The sequence below is a fragment of the Pseudomonas sp. GW821-FHT09C08 genome (assembly GCF_059418125.1).
This window is the reverse complement of the sequence record NZ_JBWKPG010000006.1, coordinates 132,605-147,962: the sequence shown is the minus strand read 5'-3', so window position 1 is coordinate 147,962 and position 15,358 is coordinate 132,605. Positions and strand designations below refer to the sequence as shown.

The window sequence follows — 15,358 nt, the reverse complement described above, 5'->3', positions numbered from 1 at the left end:
CGCCCTCAGCGCCAGTGCTAAAAAATCGCCAACCAGCTCCCCATAACAACAAAGAGCGTTTGCGAAATGAAAACACTGGATCTGTACATCGGCGAAGGCTTTGAAGGCCCGGGCGTCAACGCGGCCCACATCAATATCCTGATCGGCCCGCGCAACGGCCCGGCCGGCCAGGCGTTCGCCAATAGCCTGGCGTCTCCCAGCCAAGGGCATTGCCCGTTCATGGTGATCGCCCAGCCGAACATCCCGGTCAAGCCCATGACCCTCTACGTCAACAAGGCCGCGATCGGCAGCGACCTGCACGGCAACGCCACCTGGGGCGCGTCCCAGGCCGGTATCGCCAAGGCCGTGCTCGAAGCGTTGCTGGACGGCACCTTGCCGGCCGAGGCCGAAGACGAGTGGGCCATCGTCACCGCCAACTGGGTCAACCCGGCCTGCGACGACCTCGATGCCGTCTACCTGAACAACTACAACGCCTGCCGCACCGCGATCCGCGCAGCCCTCACCGGCACGCCGTACACCGCGCAACTGGCGGACGTGGTCAACCAGATCAGCAACCCTTTCTACACGCCTAAAGCCTGAGGACATCCCCATGCAATACATTCGTTTGGGCAACTCCGGCCTGCAAGTCTCGCGCCTGTGCCTGGGCACCATGAACATGGGCACCCCGGACTGGAAACCGTGGATCTTCGACGAGAAGCAAAGCGAGCCGATCGTCGCCCACGCCCTGGCCAACGGCGTCAATTTCATCGACCTGGCCGACTTCTATTCCGCCGGGGTCGGCGAGGAAGTGGTGGGGCGCATCCTCAAGCGCGTCGCCCGGCGTGACGAGATCGTGGTCACCACCAAGGTCGGCTACGGCACCCGCAGCGGCATCAACGCCAGCGGCCATTCGCGCAAGCACATCATGGACAGCATCGACGCATCCCTCAGCCGCCTGGGCATGGATTACGTCGACGTGTTCATGCTGCATTACTTCGACGTGAACACCCCGGTCGAAGAAACCATGAGCGCCCTCAATGACATCGTGCGTTCCGGCAAGGCGCGCTACATCGGCGTGTCGACCATGCTCACCGGCCAGCTGGCGAGAATTCTCCTGGCCTGCGAGCGCAATGGCTGGGTCAAGCCGATCAACATGCAGCTGCAACTGAACTGCGCCTACCGCGAGGAAGAGCGCGAGATGATCCCGTTCTGCCGCGACCAGGGCCTTGGCGTCTCGGTGTTCAGCCCGCTGGCGCGGGGCTTGCTCACCGGCGAGGTGCAATCGACCCGCAACCAGACCGACTTCTTCACCCAGCAGATGTACAGCGACCAAACCTCGTTCGATATCGCCCATTCGGTGCAGCGCGTGGCACGTGCCCGTGGCGTGTCCAACGCGCAGATCGCCCAGGCGTGGGTCGCCAGCCATCCAGGTGTCGATGTGATGCTGGTTGGCGCCGATACCACCGCGCAGTTCGACAGCGCGCTGGCCGCCCTCGACACCCAATTGGATGCCGAAGAACTGCATGAGCTGGAACGCAACTACACACCGTGCGATGTGATCAACGACTACACCGCCGGCAAGCGCATCCTGCGTGCGGCCCGTCCGGGCCTGGACCGTTTCAACCTGATCGAGGCCGTGGCATGAACCCGCTGATCCGTACTGGCAACTACATCGATGGCCAATGGTCCAGCGGTGGCCCGACCTACCCGGTGCTCAACCCGGCGAATGGCGCGCTGATCGCCGACGTACAACGCGCCGGCGCTGAGCACACCGACCTGGCCATCGCCGCCGCCCACCGCGCGTTGCCGGCCTGGCGTACGCTCACCGCCAAGGAGCGCAGCCAGCGTCTCAAGCGCTGGAGCGAGCTGATGCTCAGCCATCAGAAAGACCTCGCGCAGTTGCTCAGCCTGGAGCAGGGCAAGCCCCTCGCCGAAGCCATGGGCGAAGTGGTCTACGCCGCGAGCTTCCTGGAATGGTTTGGCGAAGAGGCCAAGCGCGCCTATGGCGACGTGATTCCGAGCCACAAGGCCGATGCCCGCATCATTGTGACCAAGGAAGCCATCGGCGTGGTCGCGGCGATCACGCCGTGGAATTTCCCCCTGGCGATGGTCACCCGCAAGGTCGGCCCGGCACTGGCGGCGGGCTGCACGATGATCCTCAAACCCTCGGAAGAAACCCCGCTGTCGGCCTTCGCCCTGGCGGTCCTTGCCGAGCAGGCCGGCATTCCGGCCGGTGTGTTCAATATTGTCTCCGGTGACGCCGTGGCCATCGGCGGCGCGCTGCAGGCCTCCAGCGTGGTGCGCAAGCTGTCGTTCACCGGCTCCACGCGCACCGGCAAACTGCTCATGCGCCAGGCGGCGGACACGCTGAAAAAAGTCTCGCTGGAACTGGGCGGCAACGCGCCGTTCATTGTGTTCGACGACGCCGACCTCGACGCCGCCGTCAAAGGCGCGATGGCGTCCAAGTTCCGCAATACCGGGCAGACCTGTGTGTGCGTCAACCGCTTCTTTATCCAGGACGGCGTGTATGAAGCGTTCACCACCAAACTCGCCGAGGCGGTCAAGGCCATGCGCGTCGGCAGCGCCCTGGACGGCGACACCGAGCAAGGCCCGCTGATCAACGCCGCCGCGCTGGCCAAGGTTGAAGCCCACGTGGGCGACGCCTTGGAAAAGGGCGCCAAGCTGTTGTGCGGCGGCCGGCGCCATGCGCTGGGCGGCACCTTCTTCGAGCCGACCATCCTCACCGAAGCCCACGGCGAGATGCTGATCGCCCAGGAAGAAACCTTCGGCCCGGTGGCGGCGTGCTTCCGCTTCAGCGATGAAGCCGAGGTACTGCAGCGCGCCAATGACACGCCGTTCGGCTTGTCGGCCTATTTCTACAGCCGCGACATTGGCCGCGTGTGGCGCATGGCCGAAGGCCTGGAGGCGGGCATGGTCGGCATCAATGAGGGGATCATCTCTACCGAAGTCGCGCCGTTTGGCGGCATCAAGGAATCCGGCCTCGGCCGCGAAGGCTCCAAGTACGGCCTGGATGATTACCTGGAGATCAAATACCTGTTGATGGGCGGGCTGTAGACCCCAGGTCTGCAAACAGCACAGGTCGACTGTGGAAGCTGGCTTGCCTGCGACAGCGGGACGCCAGCGCCCCATGCTTCGACCGATCCACCGCTCGCACCACAAGGCGCACGCCCACCGTTACTCCATCAAAAACAACAATAGGGAGAACACCATGACCGCCCAACCCGTCAATATCGACGACCTGCCGATCGGCCGCTTTCACCTGAAGATCGCCGGCCTGACTTTCGGCGCGCACTTCACCGATGGCTACATCCTCGGCCTGATCGGTATCGCTTTCACCCTGCTCAGCCCACAGATGCAACTCGACGCCTTGTGGCAAGGCTTGATCGGTGCCTCGGCGCTGATAGGGCTGTTCCTCGGCAGCCTGTTTTTCGGCTGGATCTCCGACACCCTCGGCCGGCAGAAAATCTTCCTGGTCAGCTTTGTGTTGATCACTGTCGCCTCGGTCATGCAGTTCTATGCCGAAACAGCCATGGGCCTGTTGTTGTGCCGCATCCTCATCGGCATTGGCCTGGGCGGTGATTTCAGTGTCGGCCATGCCATGCTGGCGGAGTTCTCGCCGAAGAAACATCGCGGCGTGCTGCTGGGCTCATTCAGTGTGATCTGGACCTTCGGCTACGTGGCCGCAACCTTTGTCGGCACGGCGATGCTCAGCCTGGGTGATGATGCCTGGCGCTGGATGCTGGCGTCCTCGGCGATTCCCGCCGGGCTGATCCTGATCGCGCGTATTGGCACCCCGGAATCACCGCGCTGGCTGATCAACCGTGGGCGCATCGCCGAAGCCCGCGCCATCGTCAAGAAGCACCTCGGCGAACACGTGGTCCTCGATGAAGAACCGTCGACGCAGAACCGCTCAGGCTATGGCGTCCTGTTCAGCCGTGAATACCGCAAGCGCACGGCGTTCAACTGCCTGTTCTTTGTGTGCATCGTGATGCCGTACTTTGCGATCTACACGTTCCTGCCGTCGATCCTGCAGAAGATGGGCCTGTCCCAGGGCTTTGGCACCGAACTGCTGCTCAACCTGCTGCTGATTGTCGGTGCGCTGATCGGCATCTGGTGCACGGTGAAGTTCTCGCGCCGGGGCTTCCTGATCAACTCGTTCATCATCCTCGCCGTCGCGCTGTTCTTGCTCGCGGTGTTGCCGGGCAGCATGGCCTGGCTGATGGTGCTGACCTTCGGCGTGTTCACCCTGGTGTTGTCGGCGGTGAGCAACCTGGTCGGGGTGTTCCCGGCAGAAAGCTTCCCCACCGAAGTGCGTGCCAGCGGCATCGGCCTGGCGACGGCGGTGAGCCGCCTCGGCTCGGCGGTCAGTACCTTCCTGCTGCCGGTGAGCGTAGCCGGCATCGGCTTGAGCCCGACCATGGGCATTCTCTCGGCGATCCTGGTGCTGGGCGCGCTCATTTCCTGGGCCTGGGCGCCGGAAACCAAGGCGTTGACCTTGAGCCAGGCGTGCAAGGCCGAGGCGCCCGTGCCATCAGGGATTGCTGACCTGGCCCAGCCACTGCGTAAACAGCCGAACCTTGGATAAGCCCAGCTTGTCCGGCGCCACATCCAGCCAATAGCCATATGGGCCGATCACTTCCACGGGGGTGATCGGCAGCAGGCTGCCATTGGCCAATTCCCGCTCGATCATCTGCCGGTCGATCACTGCCAGTCCACCGCCTGCCAGCGCGGTGTGAATCACCTGGTCGAGGGTGCTGAATTCCAGGCCCTGGTCCGCATCGATGTCCTCCCGGCCCATGGCCGCCAGCCAGTTCTCCCAGACCTTCAAGCGCTTGCCGTCGTGCAGGATATGCAGCAGCGGGGCGCGGCGCAGGTCGGGCGGCTGGCCGTCGATGAACAACTCCGGGCTGGCCACGGCGATGTGGCGTTCCATCACCAGCAATTCGCTGCTGCAATGCAGCGCCGGTTCCAGGCCGAAGCGGATCTGGCAGTCGATTTCCGCCAGGCTTGCGTGACTGTTTTGATGGGTGACGCTGAGGTTGATGTCCGGGTAGCGCTCGCAAAAGCGCCGCAAGTGCGCGGACAGCCAGCGCGTGGCCCAGGTCGGCGGCGCGACGATGCGCAGGCGCTGGCGCAGGTTGGGCACGCGCACGGCCTGCAGGGCTCGCTCGATATGGTCGAAGGCGTCACTCAGGTGCGGCGAGAGGGCGAAGCCGGCTTCGGTCAGGGCCAGGCCTTGCGGCGTGCGGATGAACAGAGCGACACCGAGGTAGTCCTCCAACTGCTTGATCTGCCGGCTGACCGCACCTTGGGTCACGTTGAGGCCGACGGCGGCCTGGCTGAAGCTGCGGTGGCGGGCGACTTCTTCGAAGACGCGGAGCATGTTGAGGGAGGGCAGTTGGCGCATGAAATGGATTCCACACCGGTTGTTTTTATAGTGTTTTTGGCGGCCTCTTCGCGAGCAAGCCCGCTCCCACAGGGGAATGCATTCAAACTGTGGGAGCGGGCTTGCTCGCGAAGGCGTCAGTAATGACGCCGCCTATTAGAAGTAATACCCAATGTTCATGTACAGCTGATTTTCCCATTGGTTACTACCCCCAGCCCCCAAGCTCTGGGTATAGCTGCTCCCACCAATGTACGGATCGTTCTTGCCGATCAACCATTCCGTCGCCACCCACAACTTGCTGACCGAAAACGACGTCCCCAGAATCACCCGCTGCGAGGTCTTGAACTGATCCTCGGATTTATCGAACGCACTGTAGTTGGCATACAGCTTCACCCCACTGACCTGGTCGAACAGGTACTTGCCGCCGACGTCATAACTCAGGTCCGCCACGTACAAATTGCCCCGGCTGGCCACGTTGAAGGTGCCGTCATAACCGCCCAACGTGACCACGCTGTCAGTGCCCTGGTTGCGCGGTGACATCTGTTGGCGCGCTGCCTGCAATTGCAGGCCCCACGGGCCGTTCTTGCCCAGGTAGTGGACGGCTACTGCGTTGCGGCGGCCGTCGTTGCCGGTGTCTTTGTTTTCCAGGGTCGAGGTCAGGCCGGACACGCCGACTTCGGACTTCCAGCCGCCCAGGTCGAGGGCCTTGGCCACGCGCAGCACCACGGTGTTACGTTCCTGGTTGTCGCTGCCGTCGGCGACGTAGCTGTCGGCGCCGGAGACCACGCTGGAATAGGTCACGCCCTTGCTGGTGCCTTTGCCTTGCCAGGCCGGACGCAGGTAGTAGCCGGCCTGGACGTTCCAGTCGCCGGTCTGCTGCACGTACTTGGCACCGACCTGCTGCACGTCTTCCAGGCCGATCACGTTGCCCAGGGTTTCATAAAAGGTGCTGCCGAAGTACGGCTGCAGCCCGAACGGCACGGTGTTGAGGCCGACTTGCACCTGTTGCTCGGGGTTGAACTTGTAGCCGACCCAGGCGAACTTGGCGAACTGGATATCGCCGTAGTTCTTGGTGTACTGGTAGGGGTACGAGCGCCCGTAGAACCGGTACTGCGCTTCGCCGATCCAGCTGTCGGAGTTGTACTTGGCGCTGAGGTACACGGTGTCGAGGCCGAACTTCTGGATGTCGCGGTCCGGGTCATAGTCCCAGCGTGCCCGGATGGCGCCGCCGAGGTCGAGGTTGTCGGTGACTTGCACGGCCATGGCCGGCGCCGCGAGGGCGCCGAGCACAGGGATAAGGGTGAAGTAGCGCATCGTTGGTCGCATGGTTTTACTCTCGTTTTTAGTTATTTTTGGCAACAGCAGCCCGTTGCCGCAGCGAACGCTGCGACGCGGGGAAAAGGTTTCAACTCAGTGCGCGGCGGGGCGGATCAGCCGTAGCGGCGGCCCGGCCGCCGGCAATTGCGACGCGCCGGGAGCCGCGGCGAGCAATGCCTGGGTGTAGGCGTTCTGCGGGCGCAGCAGCACCTGTTCGGCGGTGCCGTACTCGACCACCTCGCCCTGGCGCATCACCGCGATGTGGTCGCTGATCTGCGCCGCCACGCGCAGGTCGTGGGTGATGAACAGGATGCTCAGGTTCAACTGCTGCTGCAGCGTGGCGAGCAATTCCAGTACCTGCTTTTGCACCGACACATCCAGCGCCGACACGCTCTCATCGGCGATCAGCACTTCCGGGCGCATCGCCAGGGCGCGGGCAATGCCGATGCGCTGGCGCTGGCCGCCGGAGAACTGCCGAGGCTTGCGCTGCAGGGCGTCGCGCTTGAGGCCCACCTGCTCGAGCAGGTCGCCGGCTTCGGCCCAGGCATCCTTGGCCGACAGCCCCCGCAATTGCGCGGCGCGCGCGATGATGTCGCCGACACGGTGGCGGGGATTGAGCGAGCCATACGGGTCCTGGAAAATCATCTGGATACGCCGGCGATTGGCGGCCAGTGCCGCGCCGCGCAGGGCCAGGAAGTCGGTGTCGCCGACCCACACATGGCCACTGTCGCTGTCCACCAGGCGGATCGCGGCCTTGACCAGCGTGCTTTTGCCCGAGCCGGATTCGCCGACAATCGCCAGTGTCTTGCCGCGCGGCAGGTTCAGCGACACATCGCGCAGCGCCGCCACCGAACTGCCGCCGACCGTGTAGGTTTTGGTCAGGTGCTCGATGCGCAAGGCCATTTCGCCGTCCTCGCTCGGCACATGCAATTCAGGGTGCAGTGCCGGCACCGCCGCAATCAGCTTGCGGGTGTAGGCATGAGCGGGCGCATTCAGCACCTGGTCGCGTGCGCCGATTTCCACCAGGCGGCCACCTTCCATCACCGCGATGCGGTCGGCAATCTGCGCCACCACGCCAAAGTCGTGGGTGATAAACAGGATGCCGTGCTGCCCGCGCCCACGCAGGTCGCGCACCAGCTTCAGCACTTGGGCCTGGGTGGTCACGTCGAGGGCGGTGGTGGGTTCGTCGGCGATCAGCAGGTCCGGGTTCATCGCCAGGGCCATGGCAATCACCACGCGCTGGCATTGCCCACCGGACAACTGGTGCGGGAAGCTGTTGGCGATGCGCGGCGGGTCCGGCAGTTGCGTGGACGCCAACAGCGCGAGCATGCGTTCGCGGCGCTCGGCGGCGGGCATCTGCGGCGCATGAATGTCGAAGATCTCTTCGACTTGCTTGCCGATGCGAATCGCCGGGTTGAGTGCGGCCATCGGCTCCTGGAAAATCATCGCAATGCGGTTGCCGCGCAGTGCCCGCAGGCGCGCGTCGTCGAGGCGGCAGATATCCTCGCCGAGAAAGTCGATGACCCCACCGGCATGCCGCAGGCCCTTGGCGTAATCGCCCATGATCGCCGCCGACAGCACGGACTTGCCCGAGCCCGACTCGCCGATCACACAGAGGATTTCGCCCTTGCGCACGTCCAGGCTGATGCCTTGCACGGCGTGGCTGCGGTCGGCGCCCTTGGGCAGTTCGACGGACAGGTTGTCGACTCGCAATACGGTTTGCTGGCTGCTCATGCTCAACTCCTTGCGCCTTGCTGCGCGTGTTCATCCAGCCCGTCGGCGAGCAGGCTCAGGCCGAGCATCAGGGTGGAGATGGCGATGCAGGGGAAGATCACCAGGTGCGGGAAGGAAATGGCCATGGCGCGGCCGTCATTGATCATGCCGCCCCAGTCCGGGGTCGGTGGCGGCAGGCCGAGGCCGAGGAAACCGAGGGCGCCGATCATGATCGCGGTGTAGCCGATGCGCAGGCAGAAATCGACGATCAGCGGTCCGCCGCAGTTGGGCAGGATTTCCACCAGCATGATCCGCAGTGAGCCTTCGCCCTGGGTGATGGCGCTGAGCACGTAGTCGCGCGAGCGGATGTCGATGGTCAGCGCGCGCATGATGCGAAAGATCGCCGGCGCGCTGGTGAAGGTCACCGCAATCAGAATGTTCAGCGCCGAAGCGCCGAGGGCGATGATGATCACGATGTACAGCACCAGCACCGGGAACGACAGCACGGTGTCGGCCACATATGACAGCACCGCGTCGACCCAGCCATTGAAGTAACCGGCGCACAGGCCCATGGCGATGCCCACGGCAAAGGCGGTGAGGGTGGCGAGGATCGACCAGAACAGCACGGTGCGCGTGCCCCAGATCAGCCGCGAGAGAATGTCGCGGCCAATCATGTCGGTGCCCAGCAGGAACCGCGCGCCGTCATCGCCGGCAGTCAGCGGGGTCAGCAGTGGCGTGAAGCTTTCCAGCGGATCATGCGGCGCCAGCCACGGCGCGCACAGGGCGATCAGCACCCAGCCGCCGACCAGCAGCAGGCCGAGCAGCGCCAGCGGATGCTTGAAGGATTTGAGCAGGTTCATGGGCGGCCTCCGCCGAGACTGCGCAGGGTGATGCGCGGGTTGAGCCAGGTGTAGGCGAGGTCCGAGAAGATCTTGCTGATGCCCACCACCACGCCGCTGATCATCGCGCAGGCTTCGATCAGGTAGACGTCATGGTTGAGCGAAGCGGTATAGAGCAGCGAGCCGAAGCCTTTGTAGGCGAAAAACACTTCCACCACGATCACGTTCGACAGCAGCCAGGGGATGTACAGCATGATCACCGTGACCGGCGCGATCAGCACATTGCGCAGCGCATGGCGCAGCACGATGCGTGCAGTGGAGGCACCTTTGAGGCGCGCGGTGCGGATGTACGGCGCCTGCATCACCTCGACCATCGACGCGCGGGTGATACGCGCCAGGTAGCCGATGCCAAATAGACACAGCACCATCAGCGGCAGCACCAGTTCGACGGCGCTGAAGCCGTCACTCATGCTGCTGACACCGGGCATCCAGTTGAGCCAGAACACAAAGATCGCCGAGACGAATACGGCGCTGGCGAAGTCCGGGATCGAGGTGGTGACGATCGACAGGAACGACACCAGCCGGTCGACCGGCGAGCCCTGGCGGATCCCCGCGAGGACGCCCAGGGTCAGCGCCACCGGCACCATCACCAGCAAGGCCAAGCCGGCCAGAGTCAGGGTTTGCCAGAGGTTGGGCAGCAGCAGCTTGAGCACCGATTCGCGAAAGTACACCGAAGTGCCCCAGTCGCCGCTGACGAAATCCTTCAACCACACCAGGTAACGCCACGCGAACGGCTGGTTATAGCCGTGTTCCAGCAGCCACGCGGCGCGCTGGTCGGCGGCGGAGTAGGGGCCGAGGACGTTGATTGCCACGTCCTCGATATTCAGTTCCAGCGCCAGGAACACAATCAGCGATACCGACAGCAGGGTCGCCAGCAGCATCAGCAATTTGCGCAGTAGAAAATGAGCCATCAGGTGCACGCTCCGACGGGGGGATGGGAAGGGGTGTTGCGCCTGTCGATCAGGCGCTCAGCCAGACACTGCCCATGGGGTAGAAGTCGGAGGGGTGGACCTGGAAGCCCTGGACCTTTTTGCTCACGGCGGTGAACTTGTCGCCCCAGAACGGCTGCACGATCACGCACGCGTCCTGCAGGATCTGCTCGACGTCCTGCATGGCCGCCGCGCGTTGCTTGGGGTCGATGATGCCCATGGCCTTGTCCAGGGCCGCATCAAAGGCCGGGTCGTGGTAGTGGCTTTCGTTCCAGGCGCCGCCGCCACGGTAGGCCAGCTCCAGGGACATCACCCCGAGCGGGCGGTGGGCCCAGTAGGTCAGGCTGAACGCGGCCTTGTCCCAGATCGGCCAGTACTGGGCCGCGGGCACCACCTTGAGGTTGATGCGGATGCCGGCTTCCAGGCAGTTCTGTTGCAGGATCTGCGCGCAATCCTGCTCATAGCGGCCCTGGGTGTTGCCGACGATCAGGTCAATGTCCAGGCCATTGGCAAACCCGGCCTCGACCAGCAGTTTTTTCGCCGCCGCCACGTCGCGCTCGCGCTTGGGCAACGCAAAGTACTCCGGATGAGAGGGCGCCACGTGGTGGTCTTCGCCGAGGGTGCCCATGCCGCGATAGGCGACCTTGAGCATTTGCGCGTTGTCGGCGCACAGCACCACGGCCTTGCGCACCCGCACATCGGTGAACGGCTGCTGGTCGCAGGCCATGCGCATCACCACGGTCTGCGCGGATTTGCAGCTGAGCAGCTGCGCACCCGGCAAGCGCTTGGCCAGGTCGAGTTCGGCCACGGTCACGCGGTACAGCACGTCGACCTGGCCGGCCTGCAGGGCGGCGAGGTGGGTGGACACGTCGGTGCCCATGTCGATATAGCGCAACTCGTCGAGGTTGGCCGGCTTGCCCCAATAGTCGGCGCGCTTGGCGAACGTCGCCTGCTTGTTGACCGCGAATGACACCAACTTGAATGGCCCGGTCGCCAGCGGGTTCTTGGCCCAGTCATCGCCAGCCTTGAAGCTGCGGTGGACCATGGCGCAGGTGAACGCGTTGAGCATCTCCGGGATCGCCAGGATCGGCCGCTTGAGTTGCAGGCGGAACTGGTAGTCGCTGACTTTTTCGAAGGCCTTGATGTCCTGGAACGCCGTGCGGTTGACCGACTTGGAGTCGGCGGCGATCCAGCGCTGGATATTGTGCTGTACATCGTCGACGTTGAAGCTGTCGCCGTTGCTCCACTTCACGTCCTGGCGCAGGTTGAAGGTCCAGGTGGTGAGGTCGTCGGACGGGCTCCAGCTTTCGGCGAGGTACGGGTGGGTGATGTTGTCGGCGTCGACCCAGGTCAAGTATTCCAGCGCATTGCGCAGCAGGTTCGACGCCTCGATCCAGGTGATCAGCATCGGGTCCTGGATTTCCTGGATCGCGCAGGCAAAACGCAGGCTGCCGCCTTGGCGGGCCAGCGTACCGTCGGCGGCCTGGGCATCGTTGCCGAGCAGGGTTGTGCCGATAAAGCTGCTGGCGCTGGCCACGGTGATGCCAAGGAGGGCGGCGGTGCGCAGGAATTGCCGGCGGTTGATCTCGCCGCTTTGCACCTGATTGCACAGGGCTTCGACGGCCGGGTGCGGCGCGTTACCGTCCAGGGTCGCTAAAACGTTGGAATCGGACATGGGGCTGCTCTCATGTTGTTTTTATTAGAGATGCCCGCAGTTTTGTCATCGGTGCGACGATCGACAAACGATAAATTCAGCGGTTAAACGTTCCTTAAACGCATGTTAGTCGGCGTGGCGGTGGCGGTGTGTCGAGATAGACGCGCCGCTGGCGTGGCGATCGTTGCTGCGCGATACAAAAAATCATGTTGGCTAGGAAAAAACTGCTGGCTCATGGGATGCTTGGCGCCTCGTCAGTCGTCCTCGAGTGCTTCCCATGAAACGCAAAATGCCCGGGCTCAATGCCCTCAAGGCTTTCGAAGTGGCCGGCAGTACCGGCAGTTTTACCCGGGCTGCCGAGCTGCTGAACGTGACCCAGAGCGCGGTCAGCCGCCAGGTCCGGCAGTTGGAAGAGCAACTGGGCGAGAACTTGTTGGAGCGTCGTCACCATCACCTCGAACTGACCAGCGCCGGGCGCGTGTTGCTGCGCGCGCTGCACCAGTCGTTCGACAAGATCGAGTTGACGGTGCGCAGCATCCAGCAGAAAACCCATTCCAACCGGTTGCACGTCAACGCGCCGCCGACCTTCACCAGCCGCTGGCTGATGCCCCGCCTGGGCCGCCTGCGCGAGGCCCATCCGGAGCTGGAACTGAGCATCACCACCTGTTTGCAGGACAGCCTGGCGCAGACCAGCACGCTGGATTGCGCGATTCGGTTTGGCAACGGCGAATGGGATGGCCTCGACAGTTCGTTGCTGATACAGGAGCGGCATATCGCCGTGTGCGCGCCGTCGCTGTATGCCCGTGAGTGCAGCGACGAAGGCGTGGACCTCAACCGCATGACCTTGTTGCATGTGCTGGCCAGCGAAGACCAGCGCTATCTGACCTGGAAACACTGGCTGGACGCGGCGCGCATCCACGGTGTGGATACCCAGGGCGGGTATGAATTCGACCTGCTGGACCTGGCCATTCGCGCGGCCACCGATGGGTTGGGGATCACCATTGCCGACTGGCATATGGTCGCGGCGGAGTTGGCATCGGGGCAGTTGACCCAGGTGCTGAACGTGCATGTGGAGGGGCATCAGTCCTATTGGCTGGTGACGCGGCCGGAGCAGACGGATTTGCCGCAGTTGCAGGTGTTCAGCCAGTGGTTGCAGGAAGAGATCTGGTTGGCGCAGCGGCAGTTGGAGCCGTCTACGGCGGCGAACTGACGTTTTTTCTGTAGGCGCGGGCTTGCCGGCGATCGCATCGGCGCGGCAGGCCTGCTGGGGTATCTCACAAGCTGATCTTGATCTGCGCGCACAACCCGCCTTCCGGGCGGTTGCTCAAGGTCAGCGAACCGCCAATGGCCACGACCAGTTGCTGGGCAATCGCCAGCCCCAGCCCGGTGCCGCCGGTGCCACGGTTGCGTGAGCTTTCCACGCGGTAGAACGGTTGCATGACCTGCACCAGTTCGTCTTCGGCGATGCCGGGGCCGTCGTCCAACACCTTGATCGACAGCTCGCCCTCGGTCGTCGAGCCGACTTCCAATTGCGCGGCGCCGGCAAATTTGAGGGCGTTGTCCACCAGGTTGACCAGCACCCGCCGCAGTGCGTGGGGACGGGTGTCGAGCACCACCGCACTTTTGCCGCTGAGGCTTACCTGCTTGTGCATGTCCTGGTAGTCGAACACCAGGCTGTCGAGGAAGGCGTCGAGGTGGATGCGGTGGCTGGCTTCAGTGGCGCCGTGCACGCTGCGGGCATAGGCGACGCCTTCGCGCACCAGGTGCTCCATTTCGCTGAGATCACCCCAGAGTTTGTCGCGATCAGCCGAATTCTCCATGAACTCGGCGCGCAGTTTCATGCGCGTGATCGGGGTTTGCAGGTCGTGGGAAATCGCCGCCAGGATCTGCATGCGTTCCTTGAGGTATTCGGCGATGCGCTGCTGCATGGCGTTGAACGCGGCGGCCGCGTGGGCCACTTCGGTCGGGCCGTGTTCATCCAGCGGCGTCGGATGGGCGTTGGGGTCGAGGGTCTCCACGGCGCGGGCCAGGCGGGTCAGCGGGCGGATGGCGAGGCGCACGGCAAACCAGGTACAGCCCAGCAGCAGCGCGAGTTGCAGCACCAGCACCACCGGCAGCCAGTAGGCCACGGGCAGGGCGGCGGGACGCACGTCGAGGGTGATCGGGTTGCCATCGGCCAGGGTCAGGTGCGCCTGGAAGTGCTTCTGCAACCCAGGGATCGTGCGAAAGGTCAGGGCGTACTGTTCGCCCAGGGCTTCGGCGATCGAGGTGGCGGCCATCGGGATGTCATCGTTGCGCATCGGCTCGCCGGGCTCGCCGGCGTTGAGCAGGTAGCGGTAGTTCTGCCGGTCGATGCGCGGCAGCCAGGCCGCGCGTTCGTTGGCGGGCAGGCGGTCGAGGATCGCCACCGAGGTCGACACGTCGTTTTCCAGGTTGCCGAGCATGGCAGTCCGCGCGCTGATATAGCGCTCGTAGAACTGCGCACTGAAGGACAGGCCATGGGCACACACCAGGCTGATCAGGAAGATCAGCGACAACTGCGACGCCAGGGTGCGTGGCCAGCCGAGTCTGAAGGTCATTGATCGGCCCCGAGGATTTCCACCGCCAGGGAGAACACATAACCCTCGCTGCGCACGGTCTTGATATAGGCCGGCTCGCGCGCATCATCCAGCAGGCGCTGGCGCAGTCGGCTCACCAACAGGTCGATGGAGCGGTCGAACAGGTCGGCATCGCGGCCCTGGGTCAGGTTGAGCAACTGGTCGCGGTTGAGCACTCGCTGGGGGTGGTCGAGGAACACCCGCAGCAGGCGGTATTCGGCGCCGCTCAGCGCCACCAGGGTGTCGTCTTCATCGAGCAGGTGGCGCGCGGTGGTGTCCAGGCGCCAACGGCCAAACCGGATCAAGCGCCCGGTTTCGCTGACCACCAGGTTCGGCGGCAGCATCCGCGTGCGCCGCAACACTGCGTTGATGCGTGCAAGCAACTCGCGGGCGGCGAAGGGTTTGACCAGGTAATCGTCAGCGCCCATTTCCAGGCCGATGATGCGGTCGGTTTCATCGTTGCGCGCGGTGAGCATCAGCACCGGCGTAGCCTTGTGCTTGCCCACTCGCAGCTCGCGGCACAGCTGCAGGCCGTCGTCGCCGGGCATCATGATGTCCAGCACGATCAGGTCGACAGGGGTGGTGTCGAGGAAGCTGCGCATCTGGCGGCCGTCGGCGACCACGGTGGTGCGCATGCCGTTTTTTTTCAGGTAATTGCCCACCAGTTCGCGGATCTCGCGGTCGTCATCGACGATCAGGATGTGATCGACATGGTCCATGCTGCCTTCCTCGTTAAATACTCTTGGGCGGCAGTCTAGCCAGTGTCGGCGCGCTTGCCTTGTGCCCTTTGTATTGCAGTGTATCTGGCGATAAGGAGATACACGACGAGGCAAAATTGCCGGCACCACAGGCTCTATTTCGCA

General features: G+C 63.9%; 13 protein-coding genes. 5 read left to right on the top strand and 8 right to left on the bottom strand.

Annotation, left to right across the window (positions count from 1 at the left end):
• Positions 1-66 precede the first annotated feature (66 nt).
• From fae to AC07OJ_RS21470, 4 genes are all read left to right on the top strand, one after another.
• Positions 67-579, top strand: a complete 513-nt coding sequence (gene fae, locus AC07OJ_RS21485; protein ID WP_065906694.1) for a formaldehyde-activating enzyme — start codon at positions 67-69, stop codon at positions 577-579.
• Between the two features lie 10 nt (positions 580-589).
• Positions 590-1,624 carry an aldo/keto reductase gene (locus AC07OJ_RS21480; protein WP_495095144.1) on the top strand — a complete coding sequence of 345 codons (1,035 nt, stop codon included), beginning with the start codon at positions 590-592 and terminating at the stop codon, positions 1,622-1,624.
• Positions 1,621-3,054 carry an NAD-dependent succinate-semialdehyde dehydrogenase gene (locus tag AC07OJ_RS21475; protein ID WP_495095143.1) on the top strand — a complete coding sequence of 478 codons (1,434 nt, stop codon included), beginning with the start codon at positions 1,621-1,623 and terminating at the stop codon, positions 3,052-3,054. Before AC07OJ_RS21480 ends, AC07OJ_RS21475 begins: the two co-directional genes overlap by 4 nt.
• 154 nt (positions 3,055-3,208) lie before the next feature.
• On the top strand, positions 3,209-4,585 hold the full coding sequence (locus AC07OJ_RS21470; protein WP_495095142.1) for an MFS transporter: 1,377 nt from the start codon (positions 3,209-3,211) through the stop codon (positions 4,583-4,585).
• Here the strand turns inward: AC07OJ_RS21470 and AC07OJ_RS21465 are convergent.
• From AC07OJ_RS21465 to AC07OJ_RS21440, 6 genes are all read right to left on the bottom strand, one after another.
• Positions 4,532-5,407: a LysR substrate-binding domain-containing protein gene (locus AC07OJ_RS21465; RefSeq protein ID WP_065906701.1), complete on the bottom strand. Its 876-nt coding sequence runs from the start codon at positions 5,405-5,407 to the stop codon at positions 4,532-4,534. The genes AC07OJ_RS21470 and AC07OJ_RS21465 overlap by 54 nt on opposite strands.
• A 135-nt stretch (positions 5,408-5,542) precedes the next feature.
• Complete coding sequence (locus AC07OJ_RS21460; protein ID WP_495095141.1) at positions 5,543-6,712, bottom strand: hypothetical protein; 1,170 nt, start codon at positions 6,710-6,712, stop codon at positions 5,543-5,545.
• Positions 6,713-6,796: 84 nt separating this feature from the next.
• Positions 6,797-8,437, bottom strand: coding sequence for a dipeptide ABC transporter ATP-binding protein (locus AC07OJ_RS21455; RefSeq protein WP_495095140.1), 1,641 nt, complete (start codon positions 8,435-8,437; stop codon positions 6,797-6,799).
• Positions 8,438-8,439: 2 nt separating this feature from the next.
• Positions 8,440-9,276 carry an ABC transporter permease gene (locus tag AC07OJ_RS21450; protein ID WP_120448432.1) on the bottom strand — a complete coding sequence of 279 codons (837 nt, stop codon included), beginning with the start codon at positions 9,274-9,276 and terminating at the stop codon, positions 8,440-8,442.
• The gene (locus tag AC07OJ_RS21445) at positions 9,273-10,226 is read right to left on the bottom strand and encodes an ABC transporter permease (RefSeq protein ID WP_495095139.1); all 954 of its coding nucleotides are present in this window, start codon (positions 10,224-10,226) and stop codon (positions 9,273-9,275) included. Before AC07OJ_RS21445 ends, AC07OJ_RS21450 begins: the two co-directional genes overlap by 4 nt.
• 49 nt (positions 10,227-10,275) lie before the next feature.
• Positions 10,276-11,919: an ABC transporter substrate-binding protein gene (locus AC07OJ_RS21440; RefSeq protein WP_495095138.1), complete on the bottom strand. Its 1,644-nt coding sequence runs from the start codon at positions 11,917-11,919 to the stop codon at positions 10,276-10,278.
• A gap of 256 nt (positions 11,920-12,175) precedes the next feature.
• Between AC07OJ_RS21440 and AC07OJ_RS21435 the strand changes: the two genes are divergently transcribed.
• Complete coding sequence (locus AC07OJ_RS21435; RefSeq protein WP_065906715.1) at positions 12,176-13,108, top strand: LysR substrate-binding domain-containing protein; 933 nt, start codon at positions 12,176-12,178, stop codon at positions 13,106-13,108.
• A 64-nt stretch (positions 13,109-13,172) separates the two neighbouring features.
• Here the strand turns inward: AC07OJ_RS21435 and AC07OJ_RS21430 are convergent, their stop codons facing one another.
• Together AC07OJ_RS21430 and AC07OJ_RS21425 are read right to left on the bottom strand one after the other, a co-directional pair.
• Complete coding sequence (locus AC07OJ_RS21430) at positions 13,173-14,477, bottom strand: ATP-binding protein (RefSeq protein ID WP_495095137.1); 1,305 nt, start codon at positions 14,475-14,477, stop codon at positions 13,173-13,175.
• The gene (locus tag AC07OJ_RS21425) at positions 14,474-15,214 is read right to left on the bottom strand and encodes a response regulator (RefSeq protein ID WP_065906718.1); all 741 of its coding nucleotides are present in this window, start codon (positions 15,212-15,214) and stop codon (positions 14,474-14,476) included. Before AC07OJ_RS21425 ends, AC07OJ_RS21430 begins: the two co-directional genes overlap by 4 nt.
• Positions 15,215-15,358: the final 144 nt, after the last annotated feature.

Coding starts and splice junctions, on each gene's coding strand:
- AC07OJ_RS21425 (WP_065906718.1), bottom strand. CDS start 15,214: ATGGACCATGTCGATCACATCCTGATCGTCGATGACGACCGCGAGATC.
- AC07OJ_RS21455 (WP_495095140.1), bottom strand. CDS start 8,437: ATGAGCAGCCAGCAAACCGTATTGCGAGTCGACAACCTGTCCGTCGAA.
- AC07OJ_RS21450 (WP_120448432.1), bottom strand. CDS start 9,276: ATGAACCTGCTCAAATCCTTCAAGCATCCGCTGGCGCTGCTCGGCCTG.
- AC07OJ_RS21445 (WP_495095139.1), bottom strand. CDS start 10,226: ATGGCTCATTTTCTACTGCGCAAATTGCTGATGCTGCTGGCGACCCTG.
- fae (WP_065906694.1), top strand. CDS start 67: ATGAAAACACTGGATCTGTACATCGGCGAAGGCTTTGAAGGCCCGGGC.
- AC07OJ_RS21480 (WP_495095144.1), top strand. CDS start 590: ATGCAATACATTCGTTTGGGCAACTCCGGCCTGCAAGTCTCGCGCCTG.
- AC07OJ_RS21470 (WP_495095142.1), top strand. CDS start 3,209: ATGACCGCCCAACCCGTCAATATCGACGACCTGCCGATCGGCCGCTTT.
- AC07OJ_RS21460 (WP_495095141.1), bottom strand. CDS start 6,712: ATGCGACCAACGATGCGCTACTTCACCCTTATCCCTGTGCTCGGCGCC.
- AC07OJ_RS21430 (WP_495095137.1), bottom strand. CDS start 14,477: ATGACCTTCAGACTCGGCTGGCCACGCACCCTGGCGTCGCAGTTGTCG.
- AC07OJ_RS21475 (WP_495095143.1), top strand. CDS start 1,621: ATGAACCCGCTGATCCGTACTGGCAACTACATCGATGGCCAATGGTCC.
- AC07OJ_RS21435 (WP_065906715.1), top strand. CDS start 12,176: ATGAAACGCAAAATGCCCGGGCTCAATGCCCTCAAGGCTTTCGAAGTG.
- AC07OJ_RS21440 (WP_495095138.1), bottom strand. CDS start 11,919: ATGTCCGATTCCAACGTTTTAGCGACCCTGGACGGTAACGCGCCGCAC.
- AC07OJ_RS21465 (WP_065906701.1), bottom strand. CDS start 5,407: ATGCGCCAACTGCCCTCCCTCAACATGCTCCGCGTCTTCGAAGAAGTC.